The sequence below is a fragment of the Amycolatopsis sp. NPDC003861 genome, from assembly GCF_053605405.1.
This window is the reverse complement of the sequence record NZ_JBSGJD010000012.1, coordinates 44,759-60,512: the sequence shown is the minus strand read 5'-3', so window position 1 is coordinate 60,512 and position 15,754 is coordinate 44,759. Positions and strand designations below refer to the sequence as shown.

The following is a 15,754-nucleotide window of genomic DNA, read 5'->3' as shown; positions in this document are numbered from 1 at the left end:
CGCTACCCTCGGGCGCATGGTGGCGAGGCGCACGGCGGTGGCCGTGGTGGGGGCGGGCCCGGCCGGACTCACGGTGGCGAACCTCCTGCGGCGCGCGGGGATCGGCTGCGTGCTGCTGGAGGCGCAGAGCCGGGCGTTCATCGAACAACGCCCGCGGGCCGGGTTCATCGAGGAGTGGGCGGTCCGCGGGCTCGAAGAGCGCGGGCTCGGCGGGCGGCTCGTCGCGCAGGCGCCGCAGCACGAGAAGTTCGAGTTCCGGTTCGCCGGGCAGCGGCACGTCTTCCGCTACGGCGACGTCACCGGGCAGCGGCATTTCGTGTACCCGCAACAGCTTCTGGTGACCGACCTGGTCGCGCAGTACACCGACGCCGGCGGTGACGCGGTTTTCGAGGTCTCGGACGTCGAACTGCACGACCTGACGTCGGACTCGCCCGCCGTCACCTTCCGGGCGGACGGCGCCGAGCACCGCATCGACTGCGACTTCGTCGCGGGCTGCGACGGCGCCCGCGGCGTCTCCCAGGGCTACCTGCCCGCGGAATCGACCGTGAAAGCCCACCACGACTACGGAATCGGCTGGCTGGCCCTGCTCGCCGAAGCCCCGCCGTCCGCCGACGGCGTGCTGTTCGGCATCCACCCGCGCGGGTTCGCCGCGCACATGGCCCGCACGCCCACGGTGACGCGGTTCTACCTGCAGACCGCGCCGGGCGAAACCGAGGCGGACTGGCCGGACGAGCGCGTGTGGCGGGAACTGCACGCGCGGCTCACCGTGCCCGGCGGCGAGATCGTCGAGGGCCGGCTGTTCGAGAAGCGGATCCTCGACATGCACAACTACGTCGTCGAGCCGATGTCGCACGGCCGGCTGCACCTCGCCGGCGAGTCGGCGCACCTGGTCGCCCCGATCGCGGCGAAGGGCATGAACCTCGCCCTGCACGACGCGTTCCTGCTGACCGACGCGTTCCGGGCGCACTACGCGGGCGACCCCGCACCGCTGGCCGGCTACTCGGCCGCGTGCCTGCCGCTCGTGTGGCAGTACCAGGAATTCTCGCTGTGGCTGTCCGACATCTTCCACCACACCGCGGCCGCGGGCGAGAACCCGTTCGCGGCGCGCATCGCGCAGGCCCGGATGCGCCGCCTGCTCGGTTCGCCCGCGGCCGCGGCGGCGTTCGCGGAGCTCTACGTCGGCAAGAACGCCGATTTCTGAGGCACGGCTGACGCTGTCAAGAAGAACAAGACTGCACTTTCCGCGGAATCGCGGGCACGCTCTCCGGCATGCACGAACTCGCCGCCGAACAGAAGCACCTGAACGTCCTCTACGCCCGCCTCGACGTCCTGCGGGAAGAGGCGGCCGCCGCGCTCGCCCGCGGCCACGCGCCGGACGTGTGGCGGGCCGAGGCGGCCCGGCTGGCCGCGGTCGAGGACGGGCTGTGCTTCGGCCGGCTGGACCTGACCGGCGGCCGGCGCGTCCACATCGGACGGCTCGGGCTGTTCGACGGCGACGAACCCCTGCTGGTGGACTGGCGCGCGCCCGCCGCCCGGCCGTTCTACACCGCGACCGCCGCCGCGCCGGGCGAAGTCGTCCGCCGGCGGCGGATCACCACCCGCGGCCGGACCGTCGTCGCCCTCGACGACGAACTGCTCGACCCGGACGCTCCGAGCGACGGGCTGGTCGGCGAGGCCGCGCTGCTCGCCGCGGTGACGGCCGGGCGCACCGGGCGGATGCGGGACATCGTCACGACGCTGCAGGCCGAGCAGGACCGGATCGTCCGCGACGACGCCCAGGGCGTCCTGGTCGTGCAGGGCGGGCCGGGCACCGGCAAGACGGCCGTCGCCCTGCACCGGGTCGCCTACCTGCTCTACACCCACGAACACCTGCGCACCCGCGGCGTGCTCGTCCTCGGCCCCAGCCGGGTGTTCCTCGACTACATCGGCCAGGTGCTGCCCGGCCTCGGCGAGCACCGGGTGGTGACGGCGACCGTGCCCGACCTCGTGCCCGGCGTCGCGGTCACCCGGGTGGACACCGCCCGAGAAGCCGCGCGCAAGGGCCGGGCGGCCATGGCGGCCCGCCTCGCCGAACGGGTCCGCGCCGCGGTGGCCGTCCCCGAGCACGCCGTGACCGTCGAGTTCGAGCAGCAGGTGCTGCGGCTGGACCCGGCGGCGCTCCGCCGGGCCGTGCGGACGGCCCGGGAGACCGGGCTGCCGCACAACCAGGCCCGCCACGTGTTCCACCGGGCGGTCGTCACCGCGCTGACCGGGGAACTGGCCGCCCGGATGGAGGCGGTGGTGTTCACCGAGACCGGCGAGGCGCTCGACGGCGGCAGCGCCGACGGCCGCCTCGGCGAGGCCGGACTGCGGGCCCTCGCCGCCGCGGGCGTGGTGCTCCGCCCGGAGGACGACGACGGCCCGCGCACGCTGCTCGACGAGGTCGACCGGGAGGCCTTGCGGACGGCCCTGCTCGCCGACGCCGGCGTCCGGGACGTGCTCGACGGGCTGTGGCCGCCGCTGACCCCGGCCGACGTGGTCGAGGGGCCGTGGAGCGCCGCAGACGTCCCGTTGCTCGACGAGGCCGCCGCGCTGCTCGGCACGAGCGTGCCGGTGTTCGGGCACATCGTGGTCGACGAGGCCCAGGAACTGTCCGAAATGGACTGGCGGATGCTGGTGCGCCGCTGTCCCTCCCGGTCGATGACCGTCGTCGGGGATCTGGCCCAGACCGGCAGCGCGGCCGGGGCCACGTCGTGGGACCGGGTGCCGCGGCCGCACCGGCTCGCGCAGCTGACCGTCGGCTACCGCACGCCGCGGGAGATCATGGAAGCCGCGGCGGAGGTGCTGGCCGTCCACCACCCGGCGTTGCGGCCACCGACCTCGGTGCGGGCGAGTGGCGAGCCGCCGTGGCGGCAGGCGGCCGACGACGTGCCCGGTGTGCTCGCCGAACTCGTCGGCGAACACACCGGGGGGAAGCTGGCCGTCATCGCGCCGGCGGCCGGGGACCTGGCGGCCGCCCTCTCGCTGCGGCGGCCGCCGGACCCGGCCGACGACGTGGTGGTGCTGACCCCGGCCGAGGCCAAGGGCCTCGAGTTCGACGCGGTGGTGATCGCCGACCCCGCCGCCGTCCTCGCGGCCGGCCCGCACGGCGCAGGCGACCTCTACGTGGCGATGACGCGGGCCACCCGGTCGCTCGGTGTCGTCCACCCCGGGCCGGTGCCGCGGGAACTGCGCTCGCTGGCGACCCGGCCGGTCAGCTCCAGGCGATCTTGAACACCCAGGTGTAGCGGCCCGCCTGCCGGGCCGCGGCCGGGACGTCGATCACCAGCGAGCCGTCCTCCACCGTCCAGTGCAGGTTCCCGCGGTACCCGAGCAGCGTCACCCGGTCACCGGCGCGGATCGGCACCGGCGCGGCCACGACCACGCGGCTGCCGGGCGCGGTCAGCGAGTGCACGTAGAAGGCCTCGTTCTGCTTGACCGTGAACCGCAGGTCGCCGAGCTGGGCCATCCGGGACCAGTACGTCGTGCCGTAGATCGCCTCGCCGTTGACCTTCAGCCACGCGCCCGCGTCGCGCAGGTGCTTCTGCATGACGTCCGGGATCGTGCCGTCGAAGTCCGGGCCGATGTCGAGCAGGAAATTGCCGTTCTTGGAGACGATGTCGACGAGGGTCCGGACGACCTCCTCCGCCGTCATGTAGCGGTCGTCGGGGGTGGCGCGGTTGTAGCCGTAGGAGAACGGGTCGAGGCCGCGGCTCGCCTCCCACTTGGCGACCACCGTGTTCGGGTACGTCGTGTACTCCGGGGTCGTGAAGTCGTGGTCGGGGATGCCGCCGCGGTCGTTGTAGGTGACGTCCTTGGGGCGCTTGCGGTTCTTCGCGCGGTTGAAGTACTCGGTGAGCACGGTCCGGCTGTCGTTGACACCGCCGATGTCGAACCACAGGACGTCGGGGTCGAACTCCGCAATCAGCTCGAGCACCTGCGGCGCCTGGTAATCGCGGACGAAGTCCTTCCCCGCGGTGTAGCCGGTGTAGGGCAGCGGTGCGCCGGTGTAGGGGTTGCGGGGTGCGTGGCCCATCCACGGGTTGTCCGGGTTGAACCACTCCGGCAGCGAGAAGTACAGGCCGTTGCGCAGCTGCGGGGTGTACTTCCGCGACGCGGCGAACAGCTCGTCGACGATGTTCCGCTTCGGCCCGAGCTTGACGGCGTTGCGGTCGCTGACCTTGGTGTCCCACAACGCGAAGCCGTCGTGGTGCTTGGACGTCAGGACGTAGTATTCGGCGCCCGCGTCCGCGATCAGCTTCAGCCACGTGCGCGGGTCGAACTTCGCCGCGGTGAACAGCGGGATGAAGTCGTCGTAGGCGAAGTTCTCGCCGTACTTCTGCTGGTGGTAGGCGTAGGTCGCCCCGTTCGGGTCCTGCTGGTTCTGCCAGTACCACTCCGCGTACTGCTGCCCCACCGGCGCCCACGCGGGCACGGCGTACACGCCCCAGTGGATGAAGATGCCGAATTTGCTGTCGTTGAACCAGTACGGCGCGCGATGCGCCGAGAGCGAGGCGTCGGCCGGCCGGAAGTCCGGGACGCCGAGGGTGATCGGCACCTGCTGGGTGGCGAGCGTGCCGCGGCCGGCGGTGACGCGGATCTGGCCGTTCGTCGTGGTCCCGGGCGGCACGGACGCGTTCGGGACGAGGCCGAGCCGGACCGTCGCCTGCTCTCCCGGCGCCAGCGCGCGGATGGCCGCGGGCACGGTCGTCCGGCCGCCGGGGACGTCGACGGTGACGCTCACCCGGTCGCCCGCGCCGAGCCACACGGTCCCGGCGTTGACGATGGTCGCTTCGGCGGCCTGCGGGCCGCCGTCGGTCAGCAGGTTCGCCGTCGACCGGCCGTCCAGGACCAGGGCCGAGCGGCCCACGGCGACCGGCTGGAGGGTGAGGGCGAAGACGTGCAGGCTGGAGACGTTCGGCGCCGGGTTCGCCGTCGTGGGCAGGGTCAGCGCGACGGCTTCGCGGGCGGGGTCGATCCAAACCTGGCCGGTGGCCAGGGAAACCGGGTTGTCGTCGACGACGCCGCCGGGGGCGTAGCGGAACGGCGAGACGAGCGCGCCGCTGCCGGTGTACCAGTCGGGGCCGGAGAGGGATCCGGTACTCGTGCTGCCGTCGGCGTAGTGCACGGTCGCCGGGCCGCCGGTGGCGCCGTAGCTGGCCGCGACCAGGAAGTACGCGACGAAGTACCGGCCCTTCGGCAGGTCGATCCGCTGGCCGGTGGCGGCGATGTTGTTCTTGGCCCCGGCGGCCGCGGAGCCGAGCTTGAAGGGGACGCCGCCGGCGGTGACGGTCTGCCCGGCGGGCACGTGCTCGGCGGGGAAGGTGTAGCCGGAGCCGTCGAAGTCGCCACCGGGGGCCGACGCGCTGTCGATGCCGTCGTTGCCGAACCAGGCGTCGAGGGCGACCGGGACGGGCGGCGGGGGCGGGACGATGGGGGTTTCCGGGCGGTCGGGAGCGGCGTCGACCGGGCCGGCGGCGCCGGCCGGGGTGTGGCCGGCCACGCCGAGCGCGACGGCACCTCCCAGGGCGATGCCGAGGGCTTGGCGGCGGGGGAAGGTCGTCACTGAACCTCCAGGGATCGGATGACTACGGCGGATTTGCGACAAAGTTCACCCACAATGGGCACACCTGTCGCTGGCGGAACTGATTCATCCGATGAATGACCCTGCTCGTTGGCCTCGGCCCTGTCAAGGGGCCATTCGGCGCGATCGTGGTGAACCGTGTTCGTGTTCGCCGCGTATCCCTAGGTAACGAGCTGCAGCACTCGCCGCCACCACCCCAGCCGCACGAAAGGCCAGACCGATGTCCACCGATTCGAACGCGCTGAGCCGCCGCGCGATCGCCATGCTCAAGGCGGTCGCCGAAGGCCGTGCCGAGCTCCGCTGCAGCTGCGAACCCGACCTCCGCGTCGACGGCCTGTCGTGCTGCGACCAGAACACCGCCCACGACCTCGCCCGCGCCGGCCTGGTCAGAGCCACCCGGCTCGTCGCCCCCGGCCAGTGGGCGCCCGCCGAACTGACCGAAGCGGGCCACCGCGCCCTGACCGGGTTCCCGGCCGCCGCAGCTTGAGCCTCCCGCTCACCGAAGACCGTGAAGGCCACCTCGAGCTCGTCGAGGTGGCCTTCACGGCGTTCGGACGTCCTCGGCCGAGAAACCCGCGAGAGGGCTGAACCGGCCCGGGCCGGCGGCCGTGCTTTGGGTGAGGGCGTCTCGCACACGCCCTCCGGGGTCGCCACGACGCAACGATCCGGGCCAGCCTCCGCCCGATCGGGACCGGGTACCCCGGCGAGCGGCCGTCGCGGCAACGGCCACCTCGCGCGGGCCCGTCCGGCATCCCCAGAATCCCGGACGGGCCCGCCCCTTTTTCCCGAGGGGCGCTGTCGCGGATCTTGTCCGGTGCCTCACCTGATCAGCGGTCGCCGCCCCGCGGACCCGCGCGCGACGGTGGGGAGATGCGACGTTTCGTGGCCGTGAGCGCGGCCGTCCTGGCGGGCATCGGACTCCTCACGACGTCCGGGAGCGCGAACCCGGGCAGTGCGCATCCGGGAAGCGCTGTCCCGAACCTCGCCCAGCACGCGGTCGGCGGCTGGGTCGGCACCTGGGCCGCGGCGCCCGCGGCCGCCGTCGCGAACACCCCGGACGGCTACCCGGGCTACTCGATCCGCAACGTCGTGCACACCAGCGCGGGCGGCGGCCGCGCCCGGGTCCACCTCTCGAACGCCTTCGGCGCCGCTCCCCTGACCTTCGGGCACGTCACCGTCGCGGTCCAGGGCACCGGGCCGGACGCCGTGCCGGGCACCCTGCGCTCGCTCACCTTCGGCGGCGCCGCGAGCGTCGTCGTCCCGGCCGGCGCCGAAGCCTTGAGCGATCCGGTGAACCTCCGGGTCCCCGCCGACACGAACCTGCTCGTGACGACGTACGTGCCGGCGAAATCCGGGCCGGTGACCTACCACCCGGCCGCGGCGCAGACGTCGTACTTCACCCGCAACGGCGACTTCTCCGCCAGCGAGTCCGGCACCCCCTACACCGAGCAGACGTCGGTGTGGCACTACGTCACCGGGGTCGACGTCCAGGGCGGCGCCGAAGCCTCGATCGTGACACTGGGCGATTCGATCACCGACGGCGTCGGCTCGGCCGCCGGGGCCAACCACCGCTGGCCGGACTACCTCGCCGACCGGCTGCACGGGCGCTTCGGCGTGCTCAACGCCGGCATCAGCGCCAACCGGCTGCTGCTCGACGTCCCCGGCTCCGGCGCCGGCCAGAACGCGCTCTCCCGCTTCGACCGCGACGTCCTCAGCGTGGGCGGCGTGCGGACGCTCATCGTGCTGGAGGGCATCAACGACATCCAGCAGGACCCGCACCAGACCGACCCGGCCGCGATCACCTCGGCGTACCGGCAGCTGGTGGCGCAGGCGCACGCGCGCGGCATCCGGGTCCTCGGTGGCACGCTCACGCCGTTCAAGGGCTGGCGCGTGTACGACGACACCCTCGAAGCGACCCGCCAGGCGGTGAACGGTTTCATCCGCACCGGCGGGGTCTTCGACGGTGTCGTCGACTTCGACGCCGCGGTCCGCGACCCGGCCGACCCGCTCCGGATGCTCCCGGCCTACGACTCCGGCGACCACCTCCACCCCGGCGACGCCGGTTACGAGCGGATGGCCGCCGCCGTCCGGCTCGACCGGCTCTGATCCCGCGGGATGAACAGCACCGCGACCAGGCTGAGCACCGCCACGGCCACCAGGTAGAGCGAAACCGAAAGCGAAGTGCCGGTGGCGGTCTGCAACGCCGTCGCGATCAACGGCGCGAACCCTCCGCCCAGCACCGCACCCACGGCGTAGGAGAACGAAGCCCCGCTGTAGCGGTAGCGCGGCTCGAACAGCTCTGCGAACAACGCCGACTGTGGCCCGTAAGTGGCGCCGAGGCCGATGTTGAGCACGACCACCGCGACGATCAGCCACACCGTCGCCTTGGTGTCCACGAGCAGGAAGAACGGGATCGGCCAGACCAGCAGGAGCACCGAACCGGCCAGGTACACCGGTTTCCGGCCGATGCTGTCCGACCACGCGGCGGAGGCGAGGATGCTCACCAGCCACGTCACGCTGCCGACGATGACGACGACCAGCAGCGTGGTGCGGTTGATCTTGAGCACCGACGTGCCGTAGGACAGCAGGTAGGCCAGGAAGATGTACCCGATCGCGGTGTTGGCGATGAAGCTGCCGGAGGCGACCAGCACCGCCCGCGGCCGCTCGCGCAGCACCTCGACCATCGGCCGGCTGCTGCGTTCCTCCGCCTCCCGCAGCCGTGTGAACACCGGGCTTTCCTCGATCCGCAGCCGGATCACCAGGCCGACGCCGACGAGCACGATGCTCGCCAGGAACGGCACCCGCCACCCCCACGACGCGAACTGGGCGTCGGTCAGCGCGCGGCCGAGGACGAAGAACATCAGCTGCGCCAGGATCAAGCCGGCCGGGACGCCGATCTGCGAGAACGCACCGTACCGGCCGCGGCGGTCCTCGGGCGCGTGCTCGACCGCCATCAGCGCGGCCCCGCCCCATTCGCCGCCCGCGCTCAACCCCTGCAGCAACCGCAGGATCAGCAGCAGGATCGGCGCCCAGACACCGATTGCGGAGTACGTCGGCAGCAATCCGACGCCGACCGTGGCGAAGCCCATCAGCAGCAGCGAAAGCACCAGCATCGCCTTGCGGCCGACGCGGTCGCCGAAGTGGCCCCAGAGGATGCCGCCGACCGGGCGGGCCAGGAATCCGACGCCGAGCGTCGCGAACGCCGCGAGCGTCCCGGAGGCGGGCGACAGGGTCGTGAAGAACAGCTTGCCGAACACCAGCGCCGTTGCCGTGCTGTAGATGAAGTAGTCGTACCACTCGATGGTGGTCCCCACCGCGCTCGCCACGGCGACCCGCCGCAAGGGCCGGGCCGCGACCGCGCGGCCGCTCACGAGCCGGCTAGTGCGGCTGCCGGGACCAGGTCGTCCACGAGCAGGTCCATCAGCAGCCCGTCGTGCCAGCTGCCGTCGGGACCGCGCTCGTAGGACCGCATCGTGCCGACCGGCCGGAAGCCGAGCGAGGCGTAGAGCCGGATCGCCGCCTCGTTGCCGGCCGCGGGGTCGATCACCAGCCGGTGGTGCCCGCGCACCGTGAACAGGTGCTCGGCCAGCGTGCGGATGGCGTCCGAGCCGAGGCCGCGGCCCTGGAAGTCCGGGTGCACGGCGATGTCGATCCCGGCGTGGCGGTACTGCGGATCGGCCTCCTCGAAGGCGAGTTCGATGCCGATCACGGCGGTGCTCCCCACGTCGTCGTACTCGATGGCGTAGGTCGTGGTGCCTTCGTCGGGGTCCAGCAGATAGGACACCTGGGCGGCCACCGGCTCCTCGGCGTCGGCCCACCAGCGGGCGACTTCGGGGTGCGACAGGATCTCCTCGAACCGGGCGGCGTCCGGGGCGGCAGCTGGCCGCAGCCGGACACGGCTTCCGGTGATCAGGCCGGTCATCGGCCCAGTGTCGCCCGCACGGGCGCCCCTGTCGAGACCCCGAAAGGACCGCTCAGGCGTAGACGGTGACCACGTCCTGGCCGGCGCGGGCCGCTTTGCGCAGGGCGGCGAGCACGTCGTCGATCACCTCGGCGTCGTCCTCGTCCAGGTCGCCGGGCCGCTCGTCACCCGCCTTCGCGAGGGCTTCTTCGAGCTCCCCGGCCAGCACGAACCCGACCATCGGGTAGTCGTACCAGACGATGCCTTCGAGGTTCCGCGAAAGCAGGTGATCGGCCACGTCGGCGCCCAGCAGGCCGGCGAGGACGCCGTCGAACACCTCCTCGCGGAACCGGTCGCCGCCCGCAGAGGAGTGCCCGGTGCGGCCCACCTCCTCGCCCAGCTCCATGGCCGTGCGGGCGACGGCGTCCGCTACCTCCGGCGTCGGCTCGCCGCCGCCCGCGTCGCGGAACGCCGCCACCACCGGGTCGGCGGCCACGCGCGCCCGGAACTCGTCGGCCGACATCGCGCGGAAGACCAGCGCGTAGCTCATGCTCCTACTCCCCGTACCCCGGCGTCACCTTGACGACCGCCTTGCCGTCCGGGCCGACCGTCGTGTTGACCGGAACGTACTTCACCGGCGGGTGGCCGTTGTGGATGGCGTTCCAGATCGACGTCCCGACCTCACCGCGGCCGTCGTAGGTCGCGTTCTCCGGCTTGCTGTTCTTCATGTTCGCGGCGACGTCCTTGAGGTACTCCGTGCTGCCCTGGTCCATCCGGTGGTCGTTGGGCCGCTGCGCGGGCGGCACCGGATTACCGGTGTTCGGGTCGAACTTCTGCACGCGGCCGTGCATCGGGCCGCCGGTCAGCGTCGACCCGTTGCCCTTCGCCTCGACGACGTGCAGGGTCTTGCCGTCCCAGTAAGCGACGTCGGCGACGTTGTTGCCGTTGAAGGCGACCGCGTTCGGCCACGGCTCACCCGGCTTGGTGCCGTACTTGCCCGCCGGCAGCGGGTTGGCCTTCGTCGGCGTGATCATGTCGAGGTCGTCCTTGCCGGTGGTCTTCTTCAGGTAGTCGTGCGCCCCGGCCTCGCCGACGTCCTCGGACCGCTTGACCTTCGTCTTGCCCTCGTCGTCCTTCAGCCGCCTGCCGAGCGGGTTGTCCGGGTCGTCCTTCGGGAAGTTCTTGTACTTGTCGATCGCCGGGTCCTTGAGATCGTCGTTGACGATGTCGCCCGGCTTGTAGTCCTTGCCCGTGTTGGGTTTCTTGTTCGAGCCCGACCCGGAGGCCTGCGTCGAGTCGTCCTCGGAGCGCTTGCGCTTCGGGACCCGGTCGTCCTTGACCTTCCCGCACGGGGACACGGTCGGCGCGAGACCGAGCGGGTCGGCCGCGACGAGCGGGTTCGTCACGTACGCGACCGGGTTCGGCGCCGGGTCGAGGCCCAGCGGGTCCGGGCTGAGGTACCGGCCGGTCGCCGGGTCGTAGTAGCGGTAGACGTTGTAGTGCAGGCCGGTTTCGGCGTCGCGGTACTGGCCGGGGAAGCGCAGCGGCGTGCCGCCCGGGTCCGCCAGGTCGCTGCCCCACAGGTCCGCCTGGCCGCGCCACAGCAGCGCCCCGGCCGCGTCGACGAGCTCGATCGGCGTGCCCACCTGGTCGGTGACCACGGTGGCCAGCCGCCCGGCCGCGAGCTGCGCCAGGGGCTTTCCGTCGTCCGGGTGGTACTCCCAGGTGGTGACGCGCGGACCGGCCTGCTCCTCGACGAGGGTGGTGCCGTCCCAGGTGAACAGCACCTGCTCGGCGACCACCGGAGCGCCGCCCGGCCCGGCGACGATCCGCTGCTTGGCGGTGCGCCGGCCGAGCGGGTCGTAGCGGTAGCGCCAGTGGCTGCCGTCCGGGGTGACGACGCCGGTGAGCCGGCCGAGGGCGCTCCAGGCGTACTGCCAGACCGCGCCCGAGGCGTCCCGGCGGGACACGAGCCGGCCGTGGGCGTCGTACTCGTAGGCCGCGGTGTCCGAGGCCGTCAGCCGGGTGCCGGTGTAGAACCGGCGTTCCCGGGCCGTGCCGGTGATGTTGCCCGCGCCGTCGTAGCGGTACTGCTCGGCGCGGTTCGGGCCGGTGACCGCGGTGACCCGGCCGGCGGCGTCGAGCTGGTAGCGCACCGGGCCCGTCGCGTCGTCGTCGACCCCGGCGAGTTCGCCGTCGGGCCGGTAGTCGTACCCGCGCGCGTGCACCCGCCGCCCGGCGACCGTGACGGTCTGCCCGGTGAGGTGCTCCCCCGCGTAGGCCTGTTCGAGCACGACGTCGCCGAAGACGCGCCGCGTTTCCGCCCCGCCGTCGTGCCCGAAGCGGATCGACTGGCCCGCGGTTTCCAGCGCGACCGGGACACCGTCCGGGTCGAACCGCCACACACTGTCCACTCCGGACGGTGTACGGCGGTGCACGACGTGGTTTTCGTCGTCGTAGCCGAAGGAAACGGTCCGGCCGTCGACGGTGTGGGCGAGGACGCGGCCGGAGTCGTCGCGCTCGATGTCCACCCGGGACTCGGCGTTCGCCGCGGTGGCGAGCCGGCCGACCGGGTCGTGGGCGAACGTCGTGAGCTCGTCGGCCGTGCGGCGGGAGACCACGTTGCCGAGCACGTCGTAGCCGTACTCGACGACCAGGCCACCGGATTCCGTGCGCACGAGCCGGCCCGCGGCGTCGTGGGTGTGGCGGGTCACCCGGCCGTCGAAGTCGGACTCGGCGGCCAGGCGCCCGGCCGGGTCGTAGGTGTAGTGCCAGGTCAGCCCGGCCGGGTTGGTCACCGCGACCAGGCGCAGCTCGGTGTCGTAGGTGTAGGCCGTCCGCGCGCCGGTCGGGTCGGTGACCGCGGTCAGCAGGTCGAACGGGCCGTACTCGCGCGCTTCGGCCTGGCCGAGCAGGCCGGTGTGGCCGAGTTCGTTGCCCTGCCGGTCGTAGCGCCACACCTCCTGCGCGCCGGACGGTGTCGTCCGGGCCAGCAGCTTCCCTTCGACGCTCCAGCGCACCGCGGACCGCCCGCCCGTGGCGTCGACGACGGCCTTCGGGCGGCCGAAGAGGTCGGTGCCGTCCCCGCGCTCGCGCCCCCGCTCGGCCGTGGCCGCGGCGGGCTCTTCGGCGACGGGCGCTGTCTCGTCCGCGCCGTCGGCGATGCCGGGCAGCGTCGTGTACGGGTCCGGCGCGCGGCCGGCCGGGTAGTGGCGGCGCCAGACGCGGCCGGCGGCTTCGACCGCGATGTCGAGGGCGCCGTCGAGGTGCCGGGTGACGGCGACGCGGCTGCCGTCGGGCCGCACGACCGCGCGCAGGGCGCCGGCCTCGTCGTGCTCGAACAGCGTCGTGTGGCCGAGCGGGTCGGTCCGGCTCCGCATCCGGTCGTAGCGGTCCCAGGTGTAGCCGGTGACCGCGCCGAGCGGGTCGACGTCCCGCACGAGCTGGCCGAGCTCGTTGAAGTGGTGCTCGCTGGTGTGGCCGAGCGAGTCGGTGAACCGGGTGACCCGCTGCGCGCTGTCGTAGGCGAACCGGCCGTCGAGGAACCCGCCGTCCCCGACGGTGACCACGCAGCGCCCGTCGGCGTCGTAGACGTAGCGGTACCAGACGCCGTTGCGGTCGTGCCAGCCGGTGATCCGGCCGGTGTCGTCGTACTCGAACCGGATCGGGGTCTCCGACGAGTCGACCACCGCGACCAGCCGCCCGCGCGGGTCGTAGTCGTAGCGGACGGCGCGGACGCGGTAGCCGGTGTCGCCGTCGACGACGTCCACCGCCACCACGCGGCCGCGGTCGGTGGTGAGCGCGACCTCGTAACCCGCGGAGTGTGTCAGGCGCGAGGGCTCGCCGGAGGGCGTGTAGGCGCACTCGATCACGGCGCCGGTGGCGTCTTCGACGCGGTTCAGCGGCTGCAGCGCGGCGCCGCGGCCGGGCAGCGGCGCGAAGGTGAGCGTGCGCCGGGCCAGGGGGTCGTGCAGCGTGTAGCCGGTCGCCGTGCGGGTCAGCGGCCGCCGCGGGCCTTCCAGCGGCAGCACCGCGACCCCGGGGTCGGCGTGCGGGTAGACCAGGACCAGGCCGTCGGCGGAGAAGTAGCAGACGTGCTCGTCGTCGAGCTCCAGCCGCTGGTCCACAGTGGACGTCCAGGTGGGACCGAACCACTGCCCGGCCCGGTAGGACGAGATGTGCGTCCGGTCGAGCACGAGCGGGAGCGGGTCCGGCAGCTCGAGGTCGCGCTGTTCCAGGATGACGTCGCCGTTGGCGACGTCGACCGGGTCGGACTTGCAGACCCGGTCGTCCGGGCCGACGCCGCGGTCGCGCGGGTTGTCCGGCTTGTTCGAGCCGCCCTTGCCGCCGCCGTCGCCCTTGCCGCCGCCCGACGGCGTGGTCGAGCCGCCGCCCGGGGAGGAGTCCGGGCCCTTCGGGTTGTCGTCGGGGCCTTTGGAGCCCGGAGGCGGGTCGCTCTTCGGTGGCGGGTCGCCTTTGGCGCCGGAAGTGCTGGTGCCGTCGCCCTTCGCGCCCGAGGTCGAGGTGCCGTCGCCGTCGCCCTTGCCCTTGGGACCGCCGATGTCCTTCGGCCCGCCCTTGATGTCGGCGTGCTTCGGCGGCGGCGCCGTCTTCCCCGGCTTGATCTTCCGCAGCGCCTTCGCCGCATCGGAGAACAGATCCCCGGCCCGCTTGAGCAGCGGCACCAGCGCCTTCAACGCCGTCACCAGCCGCTTCACCAGATCGGCGATCTTCGACGCCGTCTTCGCCACCGCGTTGATGACCTGCGGCACCACCCAGGTCAGGCCGATGCCGAGGGTGAACAGCACCTGCAGCGCCCAGCTGATCAGGTGCCCGACCAGCTCCGCGATGATGTCCCGCACCAGCGCCCGGACCGCCGCGACGACCTCACCGGCTGTCTTGACCCCGCTGGAAGCGCCTTCGCAGCCCTTCTGCGCGGTCTCCAGCAGCGTCACCGTGTCCTGCGCCCGCTGCCGGTAGGTGTCGGCCGCGGCCCCGGTCCAGGACACGGTGTCGGCCTTGACCATCCCGGTCAGGTCCTCGCCGACGCTGCCCAGCTCGGTCGCGATGTTCTTCCACGTCTCCGACTGCGCGGCGATCTCATCGGCGTTGCCGGTCAGCCCGTTGAGCGCTTCCTTGAGCGGCCCGACGTGTTCCATCAGCCAGCCGACGCCGGCCGCGAGGATCGCCCCGAACGGGTCCATCGCCATCGACAGCGCATCCAGCGCCGTCCCGACCGAACCCAGCGCGACCGAGGCCCAGTCCCCGCTTTCGATGGCCGACTTCAGGTCGTTCGCCGACTCCAGCAGCGAAATGCCCGAATACGCCTTGGTGGAATCCTTCGTCTCCGCGACCAGCGGATTCACCACGGATTGTTGTCCTCGTCATCGGGAGCGGCAGGCCGCCGCGGCGGCTGCGGGGCACCAGGGGCGGGCGGGGTCGCCGCGCCCCCTGCGGGGGCCGGGGGCACCGGCGCGGGCGGGGCGGGCGGCTGCTCGTCCGGTTCGTCCGGGTCGGGGAAGCGGCCGCGCAGGTTGTCGAGCAGCAGGCCACGGGTTTCGCGGTCCTCGTCGCCGAGCTGCTCGGCCATCACCCCGGCGACGCGGTCGGCGATGCCGGACTGCGCCCGGCGCATGGTCGTCAGGATCTGCCGCGAGAGCTCTTCCAGGGGGAACGACTTGACCTTGTTCGAGAACGTCAGCTCGGTGACGGTGCCGTCCGCGCCGACGGTCACGCTGACCGCGCCGTCGGAGCTGGTCGCGGTCAGCCGCAGCCGTTCGGTCTGCTCCTGCGCCGCCTGGTACCGCTGCGCCTTCGCGGCGAACCCGGCCGCCCAGTCGTCCATCCGGCGGATCGTCTCGTCGGGGTCCCGCATGAGGTCCCCCAGCCCGTTCGGACCCGTCATGCGTTGGACCTCGCTTCCACTGCGCGCGGCGAGGCCGCGAGCTGACGCTCGAACGGCTGCGCGTTGGCTTCTTCGCCTTCCCGGTAGGACTTCGCGGCCGCCGTGACGTTGTCCGCGAGCCCGCGCACGCCTTCCGCGGAGGCGGTCAGCGCGTCCTTCGCCTCCTCGTTGGTGGGCCGGATGATCGGCGGGAGGAAGGCGCACAGCAGCCCGTAGGCGTGGTCGGACATCGCCGTGTCGGCCGCCGAGCTCGCCGTGTTGAGCCGGTCCACCAGGCTCTCGACGTGACTCGCGTGCGCGACCAGGTCGTCCGGTTCGACCTCGAAACCGGGAGCCGTCACGGGCG

11 protein-coding genes are annotated in these 15,754 nt (G+C 72.8%); 4 read left to right on the top strand and 7 right to left on the bottom strand.

Features of this window, described 5'->3' with window-relative positions; genetic code table 11:
- Window positions 1–16: 16 nt before the first annotated feature.
- Together ACWEVN_RS05555 and ACWEVN_RS05550 are read left to right on the top strand one after the other, a co-directional pair.
- On the top strand, window positions 17–1,201 hold the full coding sequence (locus ACWEVN_RS05555; protein ID WP_452050399.1) for a 4-hydroxybenzoate 3-monooxygenase: 1,185 nt from the start codon (window positions 17–19) through the stop codon (window positions 1,199–1,201).
- 68 nt (window positions 1,202–1,269) lie between these two features.
- The gene (locus tag ACWEVN_RS05550; protein ID WP_452050398.1) at window positions 1,270–3,252 is read left to right on the top strand and encodes a HelD family protein; all 1,983 of its coding nucleotides are present in this window, start codon (window positions 1,270–1,272) and stop codon (window positions 3,250–3,252) included.
- On the opposite strand, the gene ACWEVN_RS05545 is transcribed toward ACWEVN_RS05550, so the two are convergent.
- Window positions 3,233–5,584, bottom strand: coding sequence for an alpha-L-fucosidase (locus ACWEVN_RS05545; RefSeq protein ID WP_452050397.1), 2,352 nt, complete (start codon window positions 5,582–5,584; stop codon window positions 3,233–3,235). The two genes, ACWEVN_RS05550 and ACWEVN_RS05545, sit on opposite strands and share 20 nt — an antisense overlap.
- Before the next feature lie 238 nt (window positions 5,585–5,822).
- On the opposite strand from ACWEVN_RS05545, the gene ACWEVN_RS05540 reads away from it, so the two are divergent.
- Together ACWEVN_RS05540 and ACWEVN_RS05535 are read left to right on the top strand one after the other, a co-directional pair.
- The gene (locus ACWEVN_RS05540) at window positions 5,823–6,089 is read left to right on the top strand and encodes a hypothetical protein (RefSeq protein WP_449681010.1); all 267 of its coding nucleotides are present in this window, start codon (window positions 5,823–5,825) and stop codon (window positions 6,087–6,089) included.
- A gap of 383 nt (window positions 6,090–6,472) precedes the next feature.
- A complete protein-coding gene (locus tag ACWEVN_RS05535; protein WP_452050396.1) occupies window positions 6,473–7,708 on the top strand; it encodes an SGNH/GDSL hydrolase family protein in 1,236 nt (411 codons plus the stop codon).
- On the opposite strand, the gene ACWEVN_RS05530 is transcribed toward ACWEVN_RS05535, so the two are convergent.
- The 6 genes from ACWEVN_RS05530 to ACWEVN_RS05505 are packed head-to-tail and all read right to left on the bottom strand — an operon-like array spanning window position 7,666 to window position 15,749.
- Window positions 7,666–8,973: an MFS transporter gene (locus ACWEVN_RS05530; protein WP_452050395.1), complete on the bottom strand. Its 1,308-nt coding sequence runs from the start codon at window positions 8,971–8,973 to the stop codon at window positions 7,666–7,668. The two genes, ACWEVN_RS05535 and ACWEVN_RS05530, sit on opposite strands and share 43 nt — an antisense overlap.
- Window positions 8,970–9,524 (bottom strand): GNAT family N-acetyltransferase, encoded by a 555-nt coding sequence (locus tag ACWEVN_RS05525; protein ID WP_452050394.1) that lies wholly within the window; start codon window positions 9,522–9,524, stop codon window positions 8,970–8,972. The genes ACWEVN_RS05530 and ACWEVN_RS05525 overlap by 4 nt, the downstream gene beginning before the upstream one ends.
- Window positions 9,525–9,576: 52 nt before the next feature.
- On the bottom strand, window positions 9,577–10,053 hold the full coding sequence (locus ACWEVN_RS05520) for a hypothetical protein (protein WP_449681006.1): 477 nt from the start codon (window positions 10,051–10,053) through the stop codon (window positions 9,577–9,579).
- A 4-nt stretch (window positions 10,054–10,057) separates the two neighbouring features.
- Window positions 10,058–14,872, bottom strand: coding sequence for a DUF6531 domain-containing protein (locus ACWEVN_RS05515; protein ID WP_452050393.1), 4,815 nt, complete (start codon window positions 14,870–14,872; stop codon window positions 10,058–10,060).
- On the bottom strand, window positions 14,866–15,408 hold the full coding sequence (locus ACWEVN_RS05510; RefSeq protein ID WP_449681004.1) for a YbaB/EbfC family nucleoid-associated protein: 543 nt from the start codon (window positions 15,406–15,408) through the stop codon (window positions 14,866–14,868). The genes ACWEVN_RS05515 and ACWEVN_RS05510 overlap by 7 nt, the downstream gene beginning before the upstream one ends.
- Window positions 15,405–15,749: a type VII secretion target gene (locus ACWEVN_RS05505; RefSeq protein WP_310970611.1), complete on the bottom strand. Its 345-nt coding sequence runs from the start codon at window positions 15,747–15,749 to the stop codon at window positions 15,405–15,407. The genes ACWEVN_RS05510 and ACWEVN_RS05505 overlap by 4 nt, the downstream gene beginning before the upstream one ends.
- Window positions 15,750–15,754 lie beyond the last annotated feature (5 nt).